The following is a 24,667-nucleotide window of genomic DNA, read 5'->3' on the forward strand; positions in this document are numbered from 1 at the left end:
GTTATCAGAATCAAATCGTTCAGGAAGCCAATCGTGAAAGTCGATTCCACAACCAATTCGAATCTGCCGACGTTGAAAGACGCCCTGTCCCGCTCGCAGCAAAGCGACGCGGCGACCGCGAACAGCAATGCGCAGAGTGCGGGCACGAACTCGCCGACCACCACCAGCGGTTCGAGCTCGGGCGACGCCAGCGTCAGCCTGTCGGGTCTGTCGCAGCATCTGCGCAGCCTCGCGGCGTCCGGTTCGGCCGATATCGACACGGCGCATGTGGAGTCGATCAAGGCAGCCATCAAAGACGGCTCGCTGACGATCGATTCGAGCAAGATCGCCGACGGCGTGCTGAACACCGCACGCGAACTGTTGCAAAGCAAAACCTCGTCGACCGGCAACTAATCGACGCATCGAAGTACGGTGAATTGCCGGGCGGCATTCGACAAACCCGGCTCGCAGATCATGTGCGAGCCGCCGTGTTCAGCGAGTTGTTGAGATGAAAGACGCCCTGCTTGCCACCCTCATCGAAGAATATTCGGCCGTCGAGGCTTTTGCCTCGATTCTGACGCTCGAGACCAAGGCACTGACCGCCTTGTCGCCGCTGGAACTGCTGCCGCCGATCGTCGAGAAGAAAACCGAACTGATCGGCGTGCTCGCCAAGCTCGAGACCACCCGCGATACGCTGCTTGCGGAAATGGGTTTGCCGGCCGGCTGGCCCGGCATGGAGCTCGCGGCCAGCGCGGATGCGCGGATCGCCGGGCAATGGTCGCTACTGCAAAAGGCCGCCGAACGGGCGCGGCGCTTCAATACGAGTAACGGTGAATTGATCCGCGTGCGGATGGACTACAACCAGCGAGCACTGACGGCGCTACAAGTGGCCGTCCCGCAGAAAGCCGGCTTCTACGGACCGGATGGCCGGATTCCCGCGCGTCCGGCCGCTTGAAGATTTCGCTGGAACGGCGCGTTTCACGCGCTGACGCGGTTGAGTAAATTGCATTGAACAAAAGGGCTCGTCTTTGACGAGCCCTTTTGTTTTCCCCTCCCACACAGGGTACCTACGCCCTCCTCCTGCGCGCGTTGGCCATCCGGCCAGGTAGCGCGGAATCCTTCGTCACGTTGAAATCACAGGCTCCCCCACTGAGGTTACCCGCCGTCACGCGCAGCTTTTCCACGCTGCTTCCGACGGGCCAAGCGGAACGTTACCCACTAGCGAGGTTGTGTAATCGTGTGTATGATCCGAGGAGTGCAATATGAACAGTGCCGAGGTCGTCAAGCTGATTCAAGCCGCTGGTTGGCGGTTGATTCGCACATCGGGCAGTCACCATCAATTCCGGCACGCGGTAAAAGCCGGGCTCGTGACCATCCCGCATCCGAAGAAAGATCTTCCACCCGGCACACTGAACAGCATCTTGAAACAGGCGGGCCTGAAATGAAAAACCTGATTTTCCCGATCGCGATCGAGCCTGGTGACACGCATCTGGCGTTCGGCGTGGTCGTTCCCGACCTTCCGGGTTGTCATTCGGCGGGTGATTCGCTGGAAGAAGCCTATACGAACGCGAAGGAAGCGATCGAGGCGCATCTGGATACGCTGCTCGACGAAGGCTTGCCGATCCCCGAACGGCTGACGCTAGATGAGCATCGGCGCAATCCGGACTACGCGGGTTTTACGTGGGGTTTCGTGACAACGCGGAATATTCCGGCGTTGAAGAAAGCGGTGCGCATCAATATCTCGCTGCCCGAGACGCTGGTTCACGATATCGACGCTTACACACAGGCGCGCGGCATGTCGCGTTCGGCGTTTCTCGCGCTGGCCGCCGAGCATGAAATGGCGAATGCATGAGCAAAGGCGGACGTTTCGCGCACCGCCGCTCGAACATCAATCCACCAAAGCTTAAGTCGCCTCGGCGTTCGCCCAGGCCATCTCGCGCAGACGCGTGCGCAAGCGCGCCACGGCCTGGCTGTGCAGCTGGCACACCCGCGACTCGCTGACCTCCATGACCGCGCCGATTTCGCGCAGGTTCATGCCGCGTTCGTAGTACAGCGACATCAGCAGCTTCTCGCGCTCCGGCAGGCGGTCGATCGCCTCGACTAGCGCCGAGCGCAAGCTGTCGTCCAGCAGCGCCGACAGCGGGTCCGAATGATCGACGCAGTAACGGTCGAGAAACGGCTCGTCGTCCGCGGAACGGTCAAAGTCTTCGTAATAGATCAGCTGACTGCCGTGCAGGTCCTGGAGCATCGACTGATACTCGTCGAGCGGCATCTGCAGATGCTCGGCGATCTCCGTTTCGCTCGCCGAGCGGCCCAGATTCTGTTCAACCTTGTGCACGGCAGATTCGACTTCACGCGAAGTGCGCCGCAAACTGCGCGGCAGCCAATCGTTGCTGCGCAACTCGTCAAGCATTGCGCCGCGAATCCGCTGGCTGGCATAGGTCTCGAACTGCGCGCCCTGGTCTTCCTTGTAGCGGCTCGCCGCGTCCAGCAGTCCGATCATGCCGGCCTGGATCAGGTCGTCGAGATCGACACTCGCCGGCATCTTGGCAACGAGCTGCAAGCCGAGGCGACGCACCAGAGGCGCGTACTTCGTCAGAACTTCGGCTTGGGAAATCTTTCCCTGAGCGTTATACATCGTGCTCCCCTTGTCCCTGTGCCGCCTCTCAGGCGTGCTGCACGGACGGTTGGTCGGCGTGTTGCGCCGCTGTAACTGTCGCAGGCGCCATCCAGGGCGTTTGCGACGACATCGCTGGCCGCATCGGCCAGTACTGCAATTCGGCGGCGAGGTGCCGGAAGTCGCGCGCTGCCGGTGTCGATGGGAAGGCATCGACGACACAACGCGACAACTCCAGGGCTCGCGCCATCCGCGCATCGGCGGCAATGCAACCGGCGTCTTCCAGTGCCACCGTCAGGTAGCGTCCGGCCACACCGGCCAGATTGACGAATGCGGTATGCGCGTCGTCCACGCTCTGCACGTGATTCACCAGCACGCGAAACTGCGCGGTAGCGTGTGCGTAGTGCAGACGCTTCATGCACGCGTACGCCTCGGTGATCGCTTGCGCGGCAACCCTTGTCACGATCATCACGTCGTGCGCCTGCATCGCGAGGGGCGAGAGGTGACCTTGCGGGTCGAGTTGCGCATCGATCAGCACGATGTCGGCGGAGCCGCGCAACACCACGCCAAACTGCTCAGCCGTGTGGCCTTCGCGGTGGTGGCGCGAGGCGGCCAGCACGGAGAAGCCGAGCGCATGGCGCGCGGCGGCATCGTCGAGCGTCATCTCGCCGCGCATCACCGCCGCAAAATTGCCTGCGCCGCGCACGCCGCCAAGCGTCGCGCTCACCGATTTCTCGCCAAGACACTCGTCGATCACGAGTACGTCCTTGCCCTGTTGCGCAAGCGCCGCAGCGAGGTTCACCACCGTCGTCGTACAGCCCACGCCGGCCGAGCCGCCCATCACCGCAAGCACGCGCGAGCCGCTTCTCGCCAACAGGCGCCGCAGTCCTTCTGCCTGGTCGGAGATGAGCTTATCCAAAGCGGACCTCGTGCAGTTCGGCCGTCGAACGCGCGGACAACGCGGACAGCAGCCCCGGAATGTCGTCGTCGTGCGGCACGAACGGGGAGTTGTCGCGCGGAATGCAGAACGTGCTCTTGATCAGGAATTTCTTCGTCGCGACGTACAGGTTTTCCGGCACCTTCTGACCCGTCGACACGTAGTGCACCGGCAGCTTGTAGCGGATCACCGTATCGAGCACGCCGCCCAGATTGGTGGCTTCGTCGAGCTTGGTCAGGATGCAGCCGGCGAGCGGCTGCTGATCCGGCGCGCGCTGATAGGCCTGCACGACTTCGTTCAAGGTGTCGCCGTGGCTCGTCGCGTTGAGCAGCAACAGACGCTGCACCGGCAGTCCGGCGCGGCACAGCATCGCGATCTGGTCGGACACCAGGCGGTCGCGCTGGCTCATGCCGATCGTGTCGATCAGCACGATGTGCTTGTTGCGTAACTCGGAGAGCGCGAGCTGCAGATCGGCGCCGTCCTTCACCGCGTGAACCGACACGCCGAGAATCTTGCCGAAGATGCGCAGTTGTTCGTGGCCGCCGATCCGGTAGCTGTCGGTCGTGAGGAGCGCCACCTTGCTGGCGCCGAAGCGCATCACGCAGCGCGCGGCGAGCTTGGCGGTGGTCGTGGTCTTGCCGACGCCCGTCGGGCCCATCAGCGCGAACACGCCGCCGCGCTCCATCAGCGCGTCTTCGTCTTCCATCACCGGCAGGTTCGATTCGAGCACTGAACGCACCCACGCCATGCCGCCTTCCATGTTGTCGACGTCGTCGGGCAGGTTGTCGACCATCATCTGCACGAGTTGCGCGGAGAAACCGGCGGCGAACAGATGCTTGGTGAGTGCGGCGCGCGTCGGGCTGCGGCGCTGGCGATCGCCCCACAACAGGCCGGCGAAGTGTTCTTCCATCATCCCGCGCATTGACGACAGCTCGCTCATCACGGTGTCGTTGACCACCTGCTCCATACGCGCCTTGATCGCTTCGGCGACCGAGGCGGGCGTGCGGGCGTCGTCGCCGGTAGGCAGCGGCGGGGCAACTTTCTGGGCGGCGCGGCGCGCGGCGACTTGCGCGGCTTCACGAGCCCACTCGGGCGTATCGGTGACTGGCGGCACGGCCGGTTGTGCGGTCGGCTCGACCGCGGCGCCGAGGCCCTTGGCCATTGCGGCAGCGGGTGTCATCGCTGCGGGGCGCGCACTGTACGCGCCTTGTTCCTGCTGTTCGGCCGCGATACGGCGAGCGTGGTCGATCAGCCAGGGATTCGATTCGGCCATCGTGCGCGGCGCATCGACTGCAGGCGTGGCGGGCGCTGCCGGCATGCCGGCGGCTTTGAGCAGATCGGCGCGGATGTCGTCGGTGAGACGCGTCGCCGCAGCGCGGGCGCTGGGTTGCTCGATGCTGATCGGTTGCGACGGCGATGCCGCGGCAGGTGTGGCCAGCGCTGCTTTGGAGGCGTTCGGCAGCGCGGCCTTCGGCGCGGCGGGGACGGCGGACTTCGCGGCTGAGCCTGAAGCAGCGCCGGCGGCGTTCGACGTCATGTTCTCGGCTCCTGCTTCCGGGCTTGCGCCGAACACGGACGAGAACACATCGGGCATGCCGCTCGCATACGGATTCGCTTGCATCGTCGGATTGGCGCGGGCGGGCTGTTGTCCGGCCAAGGCGTTCATCGGTGCGGCCAGCGGTGCGCCTGCTCTACCGCGCGGCGCTTTCGGCGTGATGGCGGCGAGGTCGCTGTCGGCTAGTGCGACGATCTCGACGCTGCCGTCGTCCATCGTCTGATTGGACAAAACGACGGCATCCGGGCCCAAAGCTTCGCGCACGAGACGCAGAGCATCGCGACTGGTAGCACCGACAAATTTACGAATGTTCAAGCTGGACCCCCGATGAGCTAAACGGACTTACGGACTAACGGACCGGCAACACACCGCTTCCCATTGAGATCATTATTGCGAAACCTGTCGAGTGACGATCGATGGATAAAGACCGTTAAAGGTGGGTAATTCGGGCGATGGAAACGCACTTCGATTCACACGCACGACGGTTTGAAACAGGCGCTCCAGCGGCGTCCGACGGCGCTTTCGCGAGCGCGGCATGACCTCCTCCACGCGCTTGCGACGCGAAAAGTCAGGTGCCGAAATGAAAACCGGCGCTCGAAGAGCGCCGGCGGAAACCATCGGTCTGGAACAGCTGCGGCTAACCGCGCGGGGTTTAACCATGCGCCCCGATCAGATTCACGACCTTGATATTGCGCGTATCCGGCACTTCCGCATAAGACAGCACCTTCAATTGCGGCAGGCTGCGGCGCAGGAAGCGCGCGAGCATCGGCCGTAGCGCGTGCTGCACGAGCAGCACAGGCGCCAGCCCGAGGTTCTGCTGACGCGTCATCGCCTTCTGCGTTTCGTTCATCAGCGTATGCGCGAGACCCGGTTCAAGGCCCGGATTGGTGCCGGTGGAAAGCGCCTGCGACAACACCCGCTCCAGATTCGAATCGAGGCCCATCACCTGCATGTCGCCCACGCCCGGGAACCACTGCTGCGTAATCGCCCGGCCCAGCGCGAGGCGAACGGCAGCGGTGAGATCGTGCGCGTCGGTGATCTTCGGCGTGTGCTCGGACAGGGCTTCGAGAATCGTCCGCATATCGCGGATCGGGACGCCTTCTTCCAGCAGGTTTTGCAGCACCTTTTGCAAGGTGGTGAGCGGCAGCGACTTTGGCACTAGATCGTCGACCAGCGACGGCGTGTCCTTCTGCATCCGCTCCAGCAGCGACTGCACTTCGCGGCGGCCAAGCAGTTCGGACGCATGCGTGACCACCAGGTGATTCAGGTGCGTAGCCACCACCGTGCTCGAATCGACCACCGTGTAGCCGTACACCTGCGCCTGTTCGCGCAGATTCGTATCGATCCATATCGCCGGCAAACCGAACGCCGGATCTTGCGTCGGCGTGCCCGGCAGCGCGGCGGACACCTGCCCCGGATTGATCGCCAGCCACTGCCCCGGATACGCTTCGCCGATCCCGACCTCGACGCCCTTGAGCGCGATCCGGTAGCCGTTCGGCCGCAATTCGAGGTTGTCGCGGATATGGATCACCGGCGGCAGGAAGCCAATTTCCTGCGCGAATTTCTTGCGGATGCTCTTGATGCGTTTGAGCAGTTCGCCGTCCGAGTTCTTGTCGACGAGCGGAATCAGCCGGTAGCCCACTTCGAGACCGAGCGTGTCGATCATCGTCACGTCGTCCCAGCTCGCTTCGGTGTTTTCCACCGGGGTCATCGCGGCCGGTGCGACGTCGACGAGCGTCGCGCTGTTCTTGCGGTCTTCGCTGCGCTTCTTCATCGTGCGGCCGAGCTGAATCAGGCCACCGCCGAGAAGCAGAAACGCGAAGTGCGGCATGTTCGGGATCAGGCCCATCAGCACGAGAATGCAGCCCGTGATCACCAGAACGCGTGGATTCGTGAAGAGCTGGCCGGTCAGCTGCGTACCGATGTCTTCGTTGGTCGCGACGCGCGAAACAATCACACCGGCCGCCGTCGAAATCACCAGCGACGGGATCTGTGCTACGAGGCCGTCACCGATTGTGAGCAGCGTGTAGGTCTTGCCCGCGGACGCGAAGTCCATGCCGTGCTGGACCATCCCGACAATCAACCCGCCGAAGATGTTGATCACCATGATCAGCAAACCGGCGATCGCATCGCCGCGCACGAACTTGCTGGCGCCGTCCATCGAACCGTAGAACTCAGCTTCCTGGGAGACTTCGAGGCGTCGCTTGCGGGCTTGATCTTCGTTGATGAGGCCGGCGTTCAGGTCGGCGTCGATCGCCATCTGCTTGCCGGGCATCGCATCGAGCGTGAAGCGCGCGGACACTTCCGCGATCCGCCCTGCGCCCTTGGTGATCACCATGAAGTTGATCACCATCAAAATGACAAAGACGACAATACCAACCGCAAAGTTGCCACCCACGAGGAAGTGGCCGAACGACTCAATCACCTGGCCCGCCGCATCCGGGCCGGTGTGACCTTCCAGCAGCACGATCCGCGTGGACGCTACGTTCAGCGACAGGCGCAGCAAGGTCGAGAACAGCAACACGCTCGGGAAAGCGGCGAAGTCGAGCGGTTTCATCGTGTACATGCTGACGAGCAGCACCATCACGGAAAGCGCGATATTGAAGGTGAACAGCAGATCCAGCAGAAACGGCGGCAACGGCAGAATCATCATGCCGAGGATCATGACGATCAGCACCGGCCCGGCGAGGGCGCGCAAATTGGTGCCGCTCAAGGCATCCGGCCGTCGGGACAGGAATCCGGCGCGAGCGTTCATGCGGAGGCTCCTGAAGCGTCGTCGTTAGTGTTATTAAGCGTGTCGGCGGCTTCCTGCTCGGCTTCATCGTCCGATACGCCGCCCTTGTCGAGGTCCGCCGGCACGTCGAATTCGGTCGGTGCGACCGGCGCTTCGCCACCCTCGGTCTTGAAGCGTCGCAACTGATACACCCACGCGAGCACTTCGGCGACCGCGCCATAGAGCGGGCCGGGAATCTCACGGTTCAGGTCGACGTTGTGATACAGCGCACGCGCGAGCGGTGGTGCTTCGAGCAGCGGCACGTTGTTTTCGGCGGCGATTTCGCGAATCCGCGCGGCCACCAGGTTCACGCCCTTGGCGACGACCTTCGGCGCGCGCATCTCGCCGTCTGCGTACTGCAGCGCGACCGCGAAGTGCGTCGGGTTGGTCACCACCACATCGGCCTTCGGCACCTGGGTCATCATGCGGCGGCGGGCAATGGCGCGCTGTTGCTGGCGAATCCGGCCTTTGACGTGCGGATCGCCTTCGCTTTCGCGGTGTTCGCGCTTCACTTCTTCCTTCGTCATGCGCAGTTTTTTATGGAACTGCCAGAGTTGATACGGCACATCGAGCGCGGCCACGACGAACATGCCCGCCACCGTCATGCCGCAGCACACCGCGATCAGATGCACGGTGTTGGCGAGCGCCAATTGCAACGGCTGGGTCGCCAGCGCGAGAATTTCCTCGCGGCGATTCCAGATCGCCGAGCCGCCGATGCAGCCCACCACGAGGGTCTTCACGAGCGACAGGCCGAGCTGGACCGGCCCGTTGATCGAGAAGATCTTGCCGAGCCCTTCGATCGGATTGAGCCGGTTGAATTTGGGTTCGAGGCCTTTCGAAGACAACTGCCAGCCGCCCAGCGCCATCGGCGCGAGCAGGGCGGCCGCGCCGGTGAAGGCCAGAATCGGCAGCAGCGTATACAGGCCTTCGCGGCTCGCGGCGCCCGCGCCGATCATCATGCGGCGGGTTTCGAAGACAGTGGCGTGGTCAAACGTAAAGGCCGAGCGCAGCATCCCCTGCAGATGCTCGCCGATACTGCCGGACATGCCCCATACACCGAAGAATCCCGCTGCCAGCAGCGCAAACGTGGACAGCTCCCGCGAACGCACAATCTGCCCTTCCTCGCGCGCCTTTTGCAGGCGCCGGGGAGTGGCTGATTCGGTTTTTTCGAGGTCGCTGTCCTCTGCCACAAAAAACTCTCCAGTTGGCCGAGGCACGACGCCTCTTTCCAGTGAGAGCGATTATTCCCGCTCGACGCAAGCGCTGATCGGCGGATAAGGGCGGAGAAAGGGGGGTATTTCGAGGGATGGAACAGCCGGCAAACTGCGCGGCGGGGCTTGCTGGTGGGGCCGGGGCGGGTCTGCTCGGACGACAGGGGCGCGGGCTGCGGGCGGCCAACTGAGGGCCGGGGCCGGATGGCTAGATGCGGTTGCTATGGGTGCCAGCTACGGCCAACCGGACATCCGCGCGGCTTCGCGCGGATGTCCGGTCGGTTCTTACGCTTTCGCCATGCGCCTCAGAAGCCGACGTAAGGCGTCTGACCGCCGCTCGCCGTCTGATCGAAGCCGTAGTAGACGTAACGGCCATAAAAGAACGGCAACCCGAGATCGAAGCTACTGTTGCCACCAATCTGTCCGGCCAGATCGTTGAACGCATAGTTGCTGCTGTTGCCGAACAGCGTGGACGCGCTCAGGATGCCGATGCTGGCGCCCGCTTTCGTGCCGTTCAGGCCGACCAGGGTGATCGACCGGGTTTGCGCAGCCGACGGGCAATAGAACCCCGCGAAATTACTGCCACACAACGTGAGCGAGCTATCGGCGAAAAAGTAGGCGTTCGAACCTGAATCGAGGAACGCCGACACCGTCGTACCGTTGTAAACGCTGTTGTTCAGGTCGCCGAAGGCATCGGTCGTGAAGGTCTGCGCGGCCGCAAGTGCATTGTTCGACTGCGTGCGGATGCCGAACACCAGCGTGCCGATGGCCGACGCCGCACCGGTATCCGGCACCGGCGGCAGTTGTACGATCACGCCGTTGTTGTCGACCGGAAAGTTCGCGACCGGATTGGCGACCTGCTGGGTGAGCGGCACCGTGGCGCGGGTACAGGAGGTGCCGCCCGGACACGCGAAGTAATTGCTGTAGTTGACGGTTTGTGCGTTCGCGCAGGTTGCGCCGCAATCGGTGGGCGCTGTGCCGATGCCCAGAATGCCGTTGGCGCCGAGATCGCTGGCGGTGTTTTCCGCTGAACCACTGCCGCAACCGGGTGACGGCACCGTGCTCGAAGCCTTGTCCCCGATGATCTGAATCGGGATGGCCCTGGTCGTCGTCTCGCTGCCCATCGTCACGCTTGCCGTGCGCACCGTGCCCCACGTGTAGCCGTCGGCAAAAGTCGCGCACTCGGCAAGTTGCGCGCCGTTGGCCGCGGTACTGACCGGCAACGCACCGAGTAGCGAACTATTCAGCACCGAGCTGACCACACGCAGCCCGAACGAACCGGTATCGACCTGGATGTTTCTGATGGTCTGACAATTGGATGCCGAACCCGGCGCGCATACCGTCACGCTAACCGTTGGAATATTGATCACACCGTTCACACCCGGCCCGACCGTAATCGGCACAGTATTCCCCGCGGTCGAGGCGATCGGTTGCTGGGTCGGGCTGGGCGGCAGCGAGCCACCGTTCAGCGCGTTCGACGAATTGTCGCTGGAACTGGAGCCGCCACCGCCGCATGCGGCCACCACCGACACCAACGCCACGGCCACGACAGCCCGCACCCAGCCCTTGAACTTCATTGCACTTTGCATGGTTCGCATCGTTCGTCCCCGCCCTTACTGGATGTCGGAGCCGCTGACGCCGGCAGGCAACGCCGGAGGCAACCAGGCCTGACCGCTAAACGCGCCCATGTGGCCGCCGGAGCGGACCACGAGGCTGCTCTGGTCGACCGCAACGGGGCCACGAGCGCCTCCGCGCGCCGCGCGCACGGCTTTTACGCCGGCGACATACTGCGGGAAATAGCTGCCGAGCAGATCGTTGAGATCGGGCATTTGCGGACCGCGCCACGCGATACCGAAGACCGAACCGTCCGCGGCAAGGTATTCGCGCACGACCGTGCCATTGCCGAACGTCGTTTCACGCACGGTGTAGGACGCGGAAGCCGAGGTAGAAGAGGCCGCGCTGGATGCAGAACGCATCACGCTTTGAGCAGCCGCTGCCGAACTGGTACCGGGCTGCACGGTGCGGGAAGAAACCGACGCATCCGTAGGGGGCGTCATCGGGGCGCCGCCCAGCCCCGCATATGCGGACTGCACGGCTGACAATGAACAGGGCAATGCTAGCGCCGTAACGAACCCGGCGCGACGTACACGACTCCACATGACAAGGCTCCTCCCAAGCTGCTGCTGCTCGGCTCGCACCTCGTACGAACCGGCCGCATGTATGCAGATCATACGGCACCGCTGCGGTCGCACTCAGAGGGGATGCCCCACTGTGCGACCGACCGGTGACTGCTTCTCACCGGAGAGCCGTGCCGCTGCTTGAGCCCGTAGTATGCCTGTGGTTTGTGTCGGCAGACAGCAAGCGCACGCGAGAGCGTGGCTTGCTGTACATACCGGTCCGGCGATCCGGCGTCGCGTCCTTGCGGGCGCCTCGCAGGTCAGAAGCCGAGGCTCGCCAGCAGATCGTCGACTTGCGACTGGTCCTGCACCACGTCCGTCTTGCCTTCCGGATTGATCTGCGGACCATTCAGCAGATGTTCGGGGCTGCCGGTGGACGACGGCTCAGCCGCCAGTGCCGCCGCATTCGCCGCGAACTGCTCGCGCCGCTCGAGCGCGATGTTCTCGACCAGCACGCCGAGCAGCTGCTGCTCGATCAGGTAGACGACATCCGTGATCTTCTTGATGACCTGGCCGGTCAGATCCTGGAAGTCCTGCGCCAGCATGATCTCCATCAGCTGCGCGTTGGTCGCGCCAGTGGCTTCGGGCACGCCATGCAGGAAAGCCCGCGTGTCCTTGATCACCGCGCGCACTTCGTCGCGCTCGATCGGCGCCTCGTACCACTTTTCCCAGCGCGCATCGAGCTCTGCCGCGTCCTGCTGCAGTTGCGTCTGGATCGGCTTGGCGATGTCAATCGCGGACAGCACGCGCTCGGCGGCCTGCTCGGTCATGTCGGCGATGTACTTCAGACGGTCGCGAGCGTCGGGCACGGCTTCCGCCGCACGCTCGACATGCTTGTCGAGCCCGAGCTCACGCATCGAGTCGCGCAGCGTGCGCGTCAGTTGTCCGATACGGGCGAGAATGCGGTCGGACGCGAAGTCACCGCTCTCGCTGACCGCTTCAGCGCCTTGCGCGTTGGTCGGCAGATTCACATCAGCTCCCGGTCTTGGCCATCTTCTCGAGAATCTTGTTGAGCTTCTCGTCGAGCGTCGCGGCCGTAAACGGCTTGACAACATAACCGCTCGCGCCGGCCTGCGCCGCCGCGATGATGTTTTCCTTCTTCGACTCGGCTGTCACCATCAGCACCGGCAGATGCGTCAGATGGGCGTCGGCGCGAATTTCCTTGAGCATGGCCAGACCGTCGAGGTTCGGCATGTTCCAGTCGGAGATCACGAACTCGTAGGTGCCGCCACGCAAACGCGCGAGGCCGGCCTGACCGTCTTCCGCCTCGTCGACGTTCGAATAGCCGAGCTCTTTGAGCAGGTTGCGAACGATCCGGCGCATCGTCGGAAAGTCGTCAACCACCAGAATCTTCATTCCCTTATCCATTTCATTCCCTTTGCTTGATCCATGATGCGGCGCAAGACCGCCTGTTCAATTCACTTCGCGCGCATCATACCCGCTGTACGCGGTCACCCATCGACGACAGACGCGCCATCACACGACGGCTCATCTCCGGCAGCGACGCAATTTCGTCCGCGGCGCCGAGCGCAATGGCTTCGCGCGGCATGCCGAAGACGATACAGCTCGCTTCGTCCTGTGCAAGGGTGTACGCCCCCGCTTTTTTCATCTCCAGCAGTCCGGCGGCGCCGTCGCGCCCCATCCCGGTCAGGATCACGCCGACCGCATTCTTGCCTGCGTGCTGCGCGGCTGAACGGAACAGCACGTCCACCGACGGACGGTGCCGGTTGACCGGCGGTTCGTCCGACAGATGCGCAATATAATTCGCGCCGCTGCGGGCCAGCAACAGGTGAGCGTGGCCGGGCGCGATATACGCATGTCCCGGCAGCACGCGTTCGCCGTGCTCTGCCTCTTTAACGGTAATCCTGCACAAACCATTAAGGCGTTGCGCAAAAGATTTTGTGAAACCCGGCGGCATATGCTGCGCGATCAGCACGGCAGGTGCATCCGGCGGCAGCGGCACCAGCACTTCGCGGATCGCTTCGGTGCCCCCCGTCGAGGCGCCGACGATGATCAGCTTCTCGGTACTGAGCAGCGGATTGTTGAAGAGCGGCGCGGCGGCGGCAGGCGCTTGCGCCGCCTGAGCGGCCGCGTGCTGCACCGGCGCGGCCTGGCGCACTCGGGCACGGGCTGCGGCGCGAATCTTGTCGGCGAGCTTTTCCGAATAGTCGAGCATGCCGTCGCGAATGCCGACCTTCGGCTTGGTGACGAAGTCGACCGCGCCCAGTTCCAGTGCGCGCAGCGTGATTTCATTGCCGCGCTCGGTCAGCGACGACACCATCACGACCGGCATCGGCCGCAGGCGCATCAGCTTCTCGAGGAAGTCGAGGCCGTCCATGCGCGGCATTTCGACGTCGAGCGTCAGCACGTCCGGATTGTGCTGCTTGATGAGATCGCGCGCGACCAGCGGGTCGGGTGCGGTCGCCACGACGGTCATGTCCGGCTGGCCATTGATGATTTCCGTCATCAGGCTGCGGATCAGCGCCGAATCGTCGACGCACAGTACTTTGATCTTTTGCACAGCGCTCACGCCTCCTCTGTAGTTCTGGCGTTGTTTGAATTAATCGGGCGCGGGCTTGCGCGGAACAGTTCGATGCGCGGCTTCACTGCGCCTGCGCCCGCACTGCTCCCTGCCGCCCCGAACAGTTCGACCTTGGGTCTGGCTGGTGCCGGCGTCGAGAACAACTCGACCCGTTTGCGCGCCGCCGCGAGCCGCTCGGCGCGCGCTTCGGCACTTTGCCGCATCAGCGCCTGTTCGCGTTCGGCCACGCCCGCTTCCTGCTGCAGGCGCAATTTCTTCACCATCACCTGGCCGGTGCGCGGCATGAAAGCGACCTTGCGCGGATGATTTCCCTGCAAATCCTCAGCGACGATGCGGATCTTTTCAAGCGCCAGATAGCGGCGCACGAATTCCGAATTGCGATCGCCGATATTCATCGTCGTCATGCCGGCCAGCACCGCGCCGCCGCCGAACACCTTGGCTTCGAAACGCTCGCGCCGGCCGCCGGCCTTGATCAGTTCGTTGATCAACACTTCCATTGCGTACGCGCCATAGCGCATCGAATCCGACGCGGGCTGGCCGGCGTCCGCGCCGTCGTCGGGCAGCATGAAGTGATTCATACCGCCGATGCCGGCCGTGCGATCCTGAATGCAGGCCGCGACACACGAACCGAGCACGGTGACGAGCACCATGTCTTCGTTCGTCGTGTAAAACTCGTTTGGCAACAGCTTCACGCCGGGGCGCTGGAAGTGGTTGTCGAAGTACAGATTGGAGGCGATCGGCAGGCTGCTGCTCATGCGATCACCCCGTTAGTCGTTGCGCTGCCGGCATGGCTCGCATGGTTCGACGACCGTGCCGGCGTGCGTGCGGCAGCGCCTGTGTCGCGCGTCAGTTCATAAACGGTCTGGCCGCGCAGCTTGAACGCCTGCGTCACATAGGTGAAGTTTTCCGAGTGGCCGGCAAACAGCAAACCACCCGATTTCATCAGCGGCTCGAAGCGCGCGAGCACCTGCGCCTGCGTCGGCTTGTCAAAATAGATCATCACGTTGCGGCAGAAAATCGCGTCGAACTGCGAGCGCAACTGGTAATCGCGGTCGGTCAGATTCAGTTGTTCGAAGCGCACCATCGCGCGCACTTCCGGGCGCACCTTGACCATCCCGGCGTGCGCGCCGGTGCCTTTCAGGAAGAACCGTTTGAGGCGCTCGGGCGACAGATGCTTCACCTGGTCGAACTGATACATGCCGGCTTCGGCTTTCGCCAGCACTTGCGTGTCGATGTCTGTGGCGAGCACGCTGGCCTGACGTGCGCCACTGTCGCCGAGCGCTTCGATCAGCGTCATCGCGATCGAATACGGTTCCTCACCGGTCGAGGCCGCCGAGCACCACACCGAAACCGGCTGCGCGCGGCGCGGCACGAATTCGGCGAGGATCGGAAAGTGATGGGCTTCGCGGAAGAACGCGGTGAGGTTGGTGGTCAGCGCATTGGTGAAGGCTTCCCACTCGGCCGGATCGTTTTCCGCTTCGAGCAGATCGAGGTACTGTTTGAAGGTCTCGAGTCCACGGGCACGCAGCCGGCGCGCCAGACGGCTATACGCCATGTCGCGCTTGTGGTCCGACAGCGAAATGCCCGCACTGCGATGAATCAGATCGCGAATGCGAGCGAAATCCGCCGATGTGAATTCGAAATCCCGTCCTTGCTCACCGGATCTAGCCGATTCCATCCGTTCGGGACGTGCCGGACTCGCCGATTGCGGACGTGCCGGTTGCGGACGTGGTTGTGCGCGCGTTGCCATCATGAAAGTTCCTGCCTGCAATACGAGCCATCCCGTTTCTCGCCAAAAGGATTGCTTCTGGCGAAAGGGATTGTGATCGCGGGGTCGCGCCCGCCCGCGAGTTCTGCCAACACACAGTCGGCCCGCGACACGCCTTGTAAGCGTGCTTCGATGATTCGCCCCTCATGGAGCGAGATGCCGAATGACCGCATGTCTTTGTGCCACTTCCTAGAACGTTTCCCAGTCCGCGTCCGATCCTGCCGTCGGCGCGGCTGCTGCGGCCGGACGTGCTGCGGATTCGGATGCGGCGCGGGCCGTCTTCGGTTTGAGAGCCGGTTCGATACGTGCGGCATCGGCACCATGAGTGGCCGAAGCCGGCGTTGCATGGGTCGCCGCATGAGACGCTGTGTTCGCTGCCGACTGCGCCGCCGCTTGTGGCGCCGCCTTGGCGGGCTGCACGTGCTGGCTGCCGCCCTTGCTGCCACTCTTGCTGCCACTCTTGCTGCCGGTCGAGCGTGCCGCGGGTTGCGGACGGGCTGCGGCCACGGTGCTGCGCGTCTGCCCTCCGGCCACCTTCCAGCCGTTCACCACCGCTTGCAACTGGCGCGTCTGTTCTTCGAGCGATGCCGCCGCAGCAGCCGCCTGTTCGACCAGCGCGGCGTTCTGCTGCGTCACTTCGTCCATCTGCACGACCGCACGGCTCACCTGTTCGATCCCGCCCGACTGCTCTTCGGAAGCCGCGCTGATTTCGCCCATGATGTCGGTCACGCGGCGCACCGCCTGCACGATCTCGTCCATCGTGGTGCCCGCCCGGCCGACCAGCACCGAGCCGCTTTGCACCTTGTCGACGGAGTCGCCGATCAGTTCCTTGATTTCCTTGGCGGCGCTGGCGCTGCGCTGCGCGAGGCTGCGCACTTCGCCTGCGACCACCGCGAAACCACGCCCCTGTTCGCCTGCCCGCGCGGCTTCGACGGCCGCGTTCAGCGCAAGAATATTGGTCTGGAACGCGATGCCTTCGATCACGCCGATGATGTCGACGACCTTGTTCGAACTGGTCGCGATGTCCTGCATCGTCGTGACGACCTGGCTCACCACGTCGCCGCCGCGCGTCGCGATATCGGACGCGTTGACGGCCAACTGGCTCGCCTGGCGCGCGTTCTCGGCGTTCTGGCGCACGGTGCCGGTCAGCTGCTCCATGCTCGACGCGGTTTCCTGCAGCGAAGCGGCCTGCTGTTCGGTGCGTTGCGAAAGATCGGTGTTGCCCATGGAGATTTCGCGCGCGCCGGTGTCGATCGATTCAGTGCTGCTGTGAACCGCCTTCACCATCGTCGCCATGCTTTCCTGCATCCGCTTGATGCCGGCGAAGAGGCGGCCGATTTCGTTACGGCTGAACACCTCGATCTGCTCGGACAGATCACCGGACGCGATCCGTTCGAAGCATACCGTCGCGTCGTTCAGCGGCTGCACGATCAGGCCGCGCAGTGCAAAACGGATGCCCACCACCATCAGCAGCGCAACCACAGTGACGCCGATGATCAGTGTCGTCATCAGCGACATGTTCGATTGCGCGCCAACTTGCTGGTCGACCGCGCTTTGCTGCAATGCCTTGATGACCGCCGATGCAGCGCCGTCGTAGGCGATGAACATCGGGCTGATCTTCGTATCGGCGATCGCGTGATAGGCGGTCATGTCGTTCGCGTTCAGGGCCGCGAACTCCGGATCGACGCCCTCATGCATCACCGTCGTGCGCTTGGCGAGCACGTCGTCGAGAAGCGCCTGATCGATGCCTTGCTTCGGCGCATCGAGATAGATCTGCCAGCTCTGATTGCCTTTGGTCAGCAGTTCCTGCGCGCGATCGATCGCTTTCTTCGCTTCGTCCGCGTTGCCCGCAGCCGACAGCGTGTTGAAGCGGTCTATCGCGAGACGCGAACGCAACAGATACGCCGAAGCATCGTCGAGCGCGTGAATGGCGACCAGATCGCCGCGAGCGATACGGTCGAGCGACTGGCTCGCGCCGTTCAGCGCGGTTAGACCAAGCGCGCCGACCACGACGGTCAGCGCAACCAGAATGATCCCCACCACCGTCAACGATGTGCGAATCGACCACCTGCTCAGCATCTTGATGCTCCCTGTTCGATCTGTCTTTCGTACTGGCGCGTATTGATGCTTACGCGCTGAGCGTTTCGATCAGCGCCATTTCACGGCTGGTCATCAGCTTCTCGATGTCCATCAGGATCAGCATGCGGCCGTCGACCGTGCCCAGACCCGTCAGGTACTCGGTCGTCAGCGTCGCGCCGAATTCCGGCGCCGGCATGATCTGGTCGGTGGCGAGCGTCAGCACGTCCGACACGCCGTCCACCACCATCCCGACCACGCGGTGCGCGACGTTCAGGATGATCACGACCGTCTGGTGGTCATACTCGACACGGCCCAGATGGAACTTGATGCGCATGTCGACGATCGGCACGATGATGCCGCGCAGATTGATCACGCCTTTGATGAACTCAGGCGCATTGGCGATACGCGTCACGTTGTCGTAGCCGCGGATTTCCTGCACCTTGAGAATGTCGATGCCGTACTCTTCGGCGCCGAGCGTGAAGACGAGGAATTCCTGACCGCCGGCGTCTGCCTGCTGCGCGTCGCGGCGACCATTCGTCGCGTTCGCGACGCTCGAATTGATGGATTGGACTTCTGCCACGTTAGCCCCCAAACGGTTGGGATGAAATAAATTGAGTGAGTGTTGCGAAAACTGCGTGCCCGACGGATGCCATTAGCGATGTCATGCGAGACTCATCGCGCCGTGCGCATGGCGCGTTTCGCGATTCAGCGCCGCCACGTCCACGATCAGCGCGACACTGCCGTCGCCGAGGATGGTTGCGGCGGAAATGCCGTGCACCTTGCGGTAATTCGTTTCCAGATTCTTCACGACCACCTGCTGCTGCCCCACCAGTTCGTCGATCAGCATCGCAAAGCGGCGCCCTTCGGTTTGCATGATGGTGACGATGCCTTGCGTCGGTTCCTGCTTGGCGCCTTCGACCGTGAACACTTCGTGCAGTGCGACGAGCGGCAGATATTCGCCACGCACGCGCACCACGCGCTCGCCGTTGGCGACCGTATAAATGTCCTCGGCTTGCGGCTGCAGCGACTCCATCACGAAGTTCAGCGGCAGAATGAAGATCTCGTTGCCGACCTTGACCGACATGCCGTCGAGAATCGCCAGCGTGAGCGGCAAAACAATGCGCGTGGTGCTGCCCTTGCCCGCATGCGAGGTGATTTCCACGTGACCACCCATCGACTGGATGTTCCGCTTCACCACGTCCATGCCGACGCCGCGGCCCGAGACGTCCGTGACCTGCTCCGCTGTCGAGAAGCCCGGCAGGAAAATCAGGTTCCAGACTTCTTCGTCGGACATCGTTTCGCTGACCTGCATGCCCTGCTTGGCCGCCTTCGCGAGAATCTTGTCGCGGCGCAAGCCGGCGCCGTCGTCGCTCACTTCGATGACGATGTTGCCGCCGTGATGCGCGGCCGACAGCACCAGTTGGCCGGTCGAATCCTTGCCCGCCGCGCGCCGCGCTTCCACGGTTTCAATGCCGTGGTCGAGACTATTGCGCACGAGGTGAGTCAACGGATCGATGATCCGTTCGATGAGGCTCTTGTCGAGTTCGGTCGCCTGACCGAAGGTGACGAGTTCCACTTCCTTGCCGAGTTTCGCCGCCAGATCGCGCACGAGACGCGGGAAGCGGCTGAACACGTAGTCCATCGGCATCATGCGGATCGACATCACCGCTTCCTGCAGGTCGCGGGCGTTGCGCTCGAGCTGCGCCATGCCGTTGAAGAGCCGGTCGTGCAAGGCCGGATCGAACGTGCTGGTGGTCTCGGCCAACATCGCCTGCGTGATCACCAGCTCGCCGACCAGGTTGATCAGCTGATCGACCTTCTCGACGCCGACGCGAATCGAGCTGCCCTCCGCGCCGCCTGCTGCCGCGGCCGGACGCGCCGCCTTGCGGTCCTGTTCGGCGGCCGCCGATGCACCGCTCGCTGCTGCAGGCGCAGCCGCGGCGGGCGCCGGGGTATTCGCCGCAGTGGAGGCCGAAGCCGCAGCGGCGTCGAACAGTCCGTGCGTGGCAGCGGCTTGGGCGGGCGCAGCGGTGTGACCCACCGGTGCCGACGATGCTGCCTGCTCCGCCTTTACTGCTTGTGCTGTCTGCACTGCTTGTACCGCTTGTGCCGGGGCCGAATCGGCAGCGTCAGGCGTTCCAGGTTCGCCTTGCTGCGTCTCGTCCGCCGGCGCGGTGCCGCGGCCGATCGAGATCTGACTGTCGTCGATCACGAAACAGCACACAGCGATAATGTCGTCGGCAGTTACATCGGTCTGGAGCCACAGCGTCAGATCGCCGCCGCTCTTGACCCGCCCAACGATGTTGCCCAGGTTGCCGAGCTCTTCGGCCAGCAGTTCCTGGTCCTTCTCACCAACGCCCCGTAGCGTAATTTTCAGATGGGGGCCGCCTTCTTCACCGGCCCCTCCGGCTTGCCCGGTCTGTGCCGGTTCGCCGTCAGTCCATTCACCCGCCGCCTGCACCGCCTGTTCGACGACGTGCTCGGGCGGGGTACCGCCTTGACCTGCTATTTGTGCGTCTACTGGTGCTGCAACTTCCACCGCTACGGCCGGTTCCGCGCCTGAGTGGCTTTCCGCATTCAACTTTTCGAGCTTCGCGCAGATCGCCTTGGCAACAGCCGTATCCGGCTCGGCGCTCGCGCGGTAGTCGGCGAGCTGGCCCGACAACACGTCCTTGGTTTCGAGGAACGTGTCGATCATGTCCTTGCGCAGCACGAGTTCGTTATTGCGTGCGCGGTCGAGCAGCGATTCGAGAATGTGGGTCGTTTCCGTCAACGCGGTAAAACCGAACGTCGCCGCGCCACCCTTGATCGAATGCGCCGCGCGGAAAATCGCCGCGAGGTCTTCGGGGTCCGGGTGCGCGATATCCAGATTGAGCAGCAACTGCTCCATCTGCGCGAGCAGTTCGTCCGCTTCGTCGAAGAACGTCTGATAGAACTGAGTGATGTCGAGTGTCATGCCTGGGTCACCGCGAGAGTTCCTGTCTAGGCTTGGGCTGCCGTGCCGCCGCGTCGAAAGCTTCTATAACTTGTGTAAAAAGGGTGCTGATGGGGCGCTCATGCCTCGTCCGGTTCGCCTAACGCCGCCACCAGTTCGGTCAGCATGTCGGGGTCGAGCGGCTTTTCGATCCAGCCGGTCGCGCCCGCGGCCCGCGCCGCCGCCTTGAACGGCTCGCCCGATTCCGTCGTGAGGACGAGGATGGGCGTGGCCTGGTAAGCGGGGTTGCCGCGCAGCTCCGTGATCAGATCGAGGCCGGTCTTGCCTGGCATGTGCTGGTCTGTCAGCACGAGGTCGAACGACATCGCGAGCGCGTTTTCGAGCCCTTCGTTGCCGTCCGCCGCGAGCGTCACTTCGTAGCCGGCCGTCGTCAGCGTTGCGGCAAGGATTTGCCGCATCGATGCCGAATCGTCGATTGCCAGGATGTGCCTGATCATGAAAACCTCGCTGCACTTACGCAATGGATCAGCTGGCTGTCCGCGCCACCTGGGCGCATGGACCGGCCAGCCGGTCGCTATCTGTTACTGGGCTGCCGGCGCTACCGCCGGCACCTTCGGTGCAACCGTCACCGGTTGCGCAAGTCTTTGCAGCAGCGGCTTGGAGCCGGCTGCATCGTCCGACAAGGTGGTCGTGGTGGAGTCGTCATGGTCAAGCGCCTCCTCCGACTTCTTGTTCAGCACGATGATGCTGATGCGGCGGTTTTCCGGGTCCATCGGATCCGCCTTGTTCAGGTTCTGCGTCGACGCGAGGCCGAGCACGCGCATCACCTTCGCTTCGTCCATGCCGCCGGCGATCAGCTCGCGGCGCGACGCGTTGGCGCGGTCCGCGGACAGTTCCCAGTTGCTGTAGCCCTTCTCGCCACCCGCGTACTGCACGGCGTCGGTGTGCCCTTGCACGATGATGCGGTTCGGTACGTCGTTCAGCGTGTGGCCGATTTCGCGCAGGATGTCGCGCATGTACGGTTCAACCACATCTCTCGCGGTCGCGAACATCGGTCGCTTCTGCGAGTCGACGATTTCGATACGCAGGCCGGTCAGTGTCGAGTCGATGCGAATCTGCTGCTTGAACTGGCGCAGCACGGGGTTCGCTTCGATCGCGGCCATCAGCTTGACCTGCAGATCGTGCAAACGGACCTGTTCGCGGCGTTCCAGCTCGCCCTGCGACTGTTTGCTCGCGTCCTCGTCGTTATGGGAGGCCGTGCGCTCGGCGCGATTGTTCGCGCCGTCCGTTGCGCGCGTGATGCCCTGTGCATCGGTCGAAATATCGCGGCCGCCGCCCTTCAGAATGCTCGAGTCCTCGGCGCTGCGATCGCCGCCCCATAGCGTGATCTTCAACGGCTGGTTGAAGTAATCGGCGATGCCCTTCAACTGCACGGTGGAGGCAGAACTGAGCAGCCACATCAGCAGGAAGAACGCCATCATCGCGGTCATGAAGTCCGCGTACGCGAGCTTCCACGCTCCGCCGTGATGGCCAGCCTTCTTCGGCGCGGCGCGCTTGACGACAATGGCGCGGTCTTTGTCCTTGCTCATCGAATCGGTTCCCGGCGCCCGTTACTTGGCTTTGACGCGGCGCACGTGCTCTTCGAGCTCGGCGAACGACGGACGCTCAGTCGAGAAGAGCACCTTGCGGCCGAATTCGACGGCAATCGCCGGCGCATAGCCATTCAGGCTGGCGAGAATCGTCACCTTGATGCACTGGAACATCTTGGTCGACTCGGTCACGCGCTGTTCGGCGACGCTCGCGAGCGGCCCGATCAGCCCGTACGAAAGCAGAATCCCGAGGAAGGTGCCGACCAGCGCCTGGGCGATCATCTCGCCGAGCACCGCGGGCGGCTTGTCGGCGGAGGCCATGGTGTGCACCACGCCCATCACCGCAGCCACGATCCCGAACGCCGGCATGGCGTCGCCGACCTTATTCAGGGCGTGCGCGGGCGCCTCGCCTTCCTGGTGATGCGTCTCGATCTCCTCGTCCATCAGGCTTTCGATCTCGAACGCGTTCATGTTGCCGCCGACCATCAGACGCAGGTAGTCGGTCAGGAACTCGATGATGTGATGGTCGGCGAGGATCTTCGGATACTGGGTGAAGATCGGGCTCTTCGACGGATCGTCGATGTCGGCTTCCAGCGTCAGCGTGCCTTCCTTGCGCGCCTTGGCCAGCAGGACGTAAAGGAGCGCCATCAGCTCCATGTAGACGTCCTTGTTGTACTTTGCGCCCTTGAACAGGGTCGGAATGACGCGCAGCGTCGCCTTGATCGTCTTCATCCCGTTGCCGAGAATGAACGCGCCGACGCCGGCACCGACGATCATCAGCACTTCGACAGGCTGCAGCAGCGCGCCGAGATGGCCGCCTTCCAGCGCGTAACCGCCGAAGACGGACAATAGCGTCACGAGTGTTCCCACGAAAATCAGCACTGCCGAGCCCTCACAAAGAAGCGACGGTGACCGTCGTTAATCTGGTTTACGGCAACGGAGCAGAAAACTTTGACGGAAAAGCGGCGCGTCGCTCCGGTGTAAACCAGAGGCGGGTTAAACCGCCCCGGCCAGGTCCGGCACCGGTCGGCCGGGCCGGAAAGCCCGCCGGATGGGGTTATGAGCGTGTGCAACGGCGTGGGCAACGACGCGTGCCCACGGTTGCAGGTCGTGGGCCGGTGCTGCCCCCGCTAGTCAGACCGTAAGCGCGGCGAGGCTTTCGCGAGCTCGTGCGTCGGCGAATTTCTTTGTCTTGCCGGCACGCGAAGGCGGCTGGCACAGCCCGCAGACGAAGGCGTGCTGCGGATCGTGGGCATGCGCGACAAAATGTCCGCCGCACCGGCAGCAGGCGGTCATTTGCAGCATTCCGGAGTCGAAGAAGCGCACCAGCGTCCAGGCGCGCGTGAGACTGAGCACGGGCTCGTCGTCGTGCAACTGGACATGTTCCAGATAGAGCCGGTAGCTCTTCACGATCGACTGGATGGTCTGGCAGCCGCCATGCCCTGCCATGAAACGGTAGATGTTGTAGAACAGCGATGAGTGAAAGTTCGGCTGCCAGGTCATGAACCAGTCGGTCGAAAACGGCAACATGCCCTTGGGCGGCGACACCCCTTTCAGTTCCTTGTACAGCTTGATGAGCCGATCGCGCGACAGGCTGGTTTCAGCTTCCAGCAATTGCAAACGCGCGCCAAGCTCGATCAATTCGATGGCCAGGGTAATTTCCCTGACTTCCTGCACAACACTTTTAGATGCCATCCGCTTGCATTTCCCCCGTCCTGAGCGCTTTTTTTGAACTACAAGCTGCCATCAGCCGAGTTGCTCGACTGGCTGGCCTGCCATCAGGATCGCGGAATGCGCCTGAGCCACGGCGCTGGATTTGCCTTTGTCCGCAAGAGCGGACAGCACGGCATGGTCATCGAAACGGAAACGGCACAACACCTGATTGGACGCCGCCAGCTTCACGGTCTGCGCCAAAGACAGATTGGCGAGCACATTGGCTAACTGGTCCGAAATCCCCATGCGAAACATGCCCATCGGCTTGTCTTCGCGCAGCAGACGCTGCGCGAGCAGGAGATAAGACAGGTTGACTTCTCTGATCTCATTGAGCATTTCGCTTGTCGCGCTCATGATTCCCCCGGGGTGTATCTGGCTGGTCAGGCCGTTACGGAAACGTTTGCTCGAACGCGCGCACTTAAACCGCACGAATCGGCTCGTTTCTGGTCTTGCGAGCATTGTGTCGAAATGGGGGGCGGACGAAAATCGGACAGACACCCTGGCTGTCTGACGGATTAATCCGTCATTCGTGTAGGAATTTTTCCTACACGGAGAGGGTCAGAAATACGGCTGGGTGGGCGAAGCGGCGCGCAGCTTGGGACTCGCGATGCGCTTTGGATAATTCTTCAGCAGAAATGTGAACCAAATGGTGAGTCCTGAGTGACTCACGCTCCGCACCTTGCAGCGGTGAGAAAGAATTATAAGACGTTTTCACTTCTGCGCAACGCGCGTGGTGTAGGGCCCGGGCTCCAGTCCCCGGGACCGCCCCTTGCTCCTATTGCTTCAGTGTCT

General features: G+C 63.2%; 24 protein-coding genes. 4 read left to right on the top strand and 20 right to left on the bottom strand.

Features of this window, described 5'->3' with window-relative positions; all coding sequences use genetic code 11:
* Positions 1–33: 33 nt before the first annotated feature.
* The 4 genes from flgM to KHO31_RS25895 all read left to right on the top strand — a co-directional run bounded on the left by flgM (position 34) and on the right by KHO31_RS25895 (position 1,831).
* Entirely contained in the window at positions 34–393 is a 360-nt protein-coding gene (gene flgM, locus KHO31_RS25880; protein WP_211624403.1) for a flagellar biosynthesis anti-sigma factor FlgM, read from the top strand.
* Between the two features lie 94 nt (positions 394–487).
* The gene (locus tag KHO31_RS25885) at positions 488–934 is read left to right on the top strand and encodes a flagella synthesis protein FlgN (RefSeq protein WP_201071355.1); all 447 of its coding nucleotides are present in this window, start codon (positions 488–490) and stop codon (positions 932–934) included.
* 307 nt (positions 935–1,241) lie between these two features.
* Entirely contained in the window at positions 1,242–1,424 is a 183-nt protein-coding gene (locus tag KHO31_RS25890) for a type II toxin-antitoxin system HicA family toxin (RefSeq protein ID WP_201085811.1), read from the top strand.
* Positions 1,421–1,831, top strand: a complete 411-nt coding sequence (locus tag KHO31_RS25895; RefSeq protein WP_201140172.1) for a type II toxin-antitoxin system HicB family antitoxin — start codon at positions 1,421–1,423, stop codon at positions 1,829–1,831. Before KHO31_RS25890 ends, KHO31_RS25895 begins: the two co-directional genes overlap by 4 nt.
* Before the next feature lie 51 nt (positions 1,832–1,882).
* Here KHO31_RS25895 and KHO31_RS25900 read toward each other — a convergent pair whose 3' ends face one another.
* The 20 genes from KHO31_RS25900 to flhD all read right to left on the bottom strand — a co-directional run bounded on the left by KHO31_RS25900 (position 1,883) and on the right by flhD (position 24,229).
* Positions 1,883–2,617 carry an RNA polymerase sigma factor FliA gene (locus KHO31_RS25900; protein ID WP_054038479.1) on the bottom strand — a complete coding sequence of 245 codons (735 nt, stop codon included), beginning with the start codon at positions 2,615–2,617 and terminating at the stop codon, positions 1,883–1,885.
* Between the two features lie 28 nt (positions 2,618–2,645).
* On the bottom strand, positions 2,646–3,515 hold the full coding sequence (locus KHO31_RS25905; protein ID WP_201071360.1) for a nucleotide-binding protein: 870 nt from the start codon (positions 3,513–3,515) through the stop codon (positions 2,646–2,648).
* On the bottom strand, positions 3,508–5,403 hold the full coding sequence (flhF, locus tag KHO31_RS25910; RefSeq protein WP_211624405.1) for a flagellar biosynthesis protein FlhF: 1,896 nt from the start codon (positions 5,401–5,403) through the stop codon (positions 3,508–3,510). The genes KHO31_RS25905 and flhF overlap by 8 nt, the downstream gene beginning before the upstream one ends.
* Positions 5,404–5,740: 337 nt before the next feature.
* Positions 5,741–7,843, bottom strand: coding sequence for a flagellar biosynthesis protein FlhA (gene flhA / locus KHO31_RS25915; RefSeq protein WP_201085808.1), 2,103 nt, complete (start codon positions 7,841–7,843; stop codon positions 5,741–5,743).
* The gene (gene flhB / locus KHO31_RS25920) at positions 7,840–9,051 is read right to left on the bottom strand and encodes a flagellar biosynthesis protein FlhB (protein WP_211624407.1); all 1,212 of its coding nucleotides are present in this window, start codon (positions 9,049–9,051) and stop codon (positions 7,840–7,842) included. Before flhB ends, flhA begins: the two co-directional genes overlap by 4 nt.
* A 326-nt stretch (positions 9,052–9,377) precedes the next feature.
* Positions 9,378–10,670 carry a DUF3443 domain-containing protein gene (locus tag KHO31_RS25925; protein ID WP_211624409.1) on the bottom strand — a complete coding sequence of 431 codons (1,293 nt, stop codon included), beginning with the start codon at positions 10,668–10,670 and terminating at the stop codon, positions 9,378–9,380.
* Between the two features lie 15 nt (positions 10,671–10,685).
* Positions 10,686–11,231, bottom strand: a complete 546-nt coding sequence (locus KHO31_RS25930) for a DUF2844 domain-containing protein (protein ID WP_201085805.1) — start codon at positions 11,229–11,231, stop codon at positions 10,686–10,688.
* Positions 11,232–11,509: 278 nt separating this feature from the next.
* Positions 11,510–12,220, bottom strand: a complete 711-nt coding sequence (cheZ, locus tag KHO31_RS25935) for a protein phosphatase CheZ (protein WP_236061256.1) — start codon at positions 12,218–12,220, stop codon at positions 11,510–11,512.
* A 1-nt stretch (position 12,221) separates the two neighbouring features.
* A complete protein-coding gene (gene cheY / locus KHO31_RS25940) occupies positions 12,222–12,617 on the bottom strand; it encodes a chemotaxis response regulator CheY (protein ID WP_201107660.1) in 396 nt (131 codons plus the stop codon).
* Positions 12,618–12,681: 64 nt separating this feature from the next.
* Positions 12,682–13,770, bottom strand: coding sequence for a protein-glutamate methylesterase/protein-glutamine glutaminase (locus tag KHO31_RS25945; protein ID WP_201071381.1), 1,089 nt, complete (start codon positions 13,768–13,770; stop codon positions 12,682–12,684).
* Positions 13,771–13,775: 5 nt separating this feature from the next.
* Positions 13,776–14,546, bottom strand: a complete 771-nt coding sequence (gene cheD / locus KHO31_RS25950) for a chemoreceptor glutamine deamidase CheD (RefSeq protein WP_201071384.1) — start codon at positions 14,544–14,546, stop codon at positions 13,776–13,778.
* Positions 14,543–15,544 (bottom strand): CheR family methyltransferase, encoded by a 1,002-nt coding sequence (locus KHO31_RS25955; protein WP_407945964.1) that lies wholly within the window; start codon positions 15,542–15,544, stop codon positions 14,543–14,545. Before KHO31_RS25955 ends, cheD begins: the two co-directional genes overlap by 4 nt.
* Before the next feature lie 204 nt (positions 15,545–15,748).
* A complete protein-coding gene (locus tag KHO31_RS25960; protein ID WP_211624411.1) occupies positions 15,749–17,638 on the bottom strand; it encodes a methyl-accepting chemotaxis protein in 1,890 nt (629 codons plus the stop codon).
* A 49-nt stretch (positions 17,639–17,687) separates the two neighbouring features.
* Positions 17,688–18,218: a chemotaxis protein CheW gene (cheW, locus tag KHO31_RS25965; RefSeq protein ID WP_054038497.1), complete on the bottom strand. Its 531-nt coding sequence runs from the start codon at positions 18,216–18,218 to the stop codon at positions 17,688–17,690.
* A gap of 81 nt (positions 18,219–18,299) precedes the next feature.
* Entirely contained in the window at positions 18,300–20,594 is a 2,295-nt protein-coding gene (cheA, locus tag KHO31_RS25970; RefSeq protein WP_211624413.1) for a chemotaxis protein CheA, read from the bottom strand.
* Between the two features lie 98 nt (positions 20,595–20,692).
* Complete coding sequence (locus KHO31_RS25975) at positions 20,693–21,070, bottom strand: response regulator (RefSeq protein WP_201071393.1); 378 nt, start codon at positions 21,068–21,070, stop codon at positions 20,693–20,695.
* Between the two features lie 84 nt (positions 21,071–21,154).
* The gene (gene motB / locus KHO31_RS25980) at positions 21,155–22,162 is read right to left on the bottom strand and encodes a flagellar motor protein MotB (RefSeq protein ID WP_201071395.1); all 1,008 of its coding nucleotides are present in this window, start codon (positions 22,160–22,162) and stop codon (positions 21,155–21,157) included.
* A 21-nt stretch (positions 22,163–22,183) separates the two neighbouring features.
* Complete coding sequence (gene motA / locus KHO31_RS25985) at positions 22,184–23,044, bottom strand: flagellar motor stator protein MotA (RefSeq protein ID WP_006050895.1); 861 nt, start codon at positions 23,042–23,044, stop codon at positions 22,184–22,186.
* 252 nt (positions 23,045–23,296) lie between these two features.
* Positions 23,297–23,857 carry a flagellar transcriptional regulator FlhC gene (gene flhC, locus KHO31_RS25990; RefSeq protein WP_201071398.1) on the bottom strand — a complete coding sequence of 187 codons (561 nt, stop codon included), beginning with the start codon at positions 23,855–23,857 and terminating at the stop codon, positions 23,297–23,299.
* Positions 23,858–23,908: 51 nt separating this feature from the next.
* Complete coding sequence (flhD, locus tag KHO31_RS25995) at positions 23,909–24,229, bottom strand: flagellar transcriptional regulator FlhD (protein WP_268961893.1); 321 nt, start codon at positions 24,227–24,229, stop codon at positions 23,909–23,911.
* Between the last annotated feature and the right edge of the window lie 438 nt (positions 24,230–24,667).

Origin of the sequence: Paraburkholderia domus (assembly GCF_905220705.1) — a bacterium.
GTDB lineage: Bacteria > Pseudomonadota > Gammaproteobacteria > Burkholderiales > Burkholderiaceae > Paraburkholderia > Paraburkholderia domus.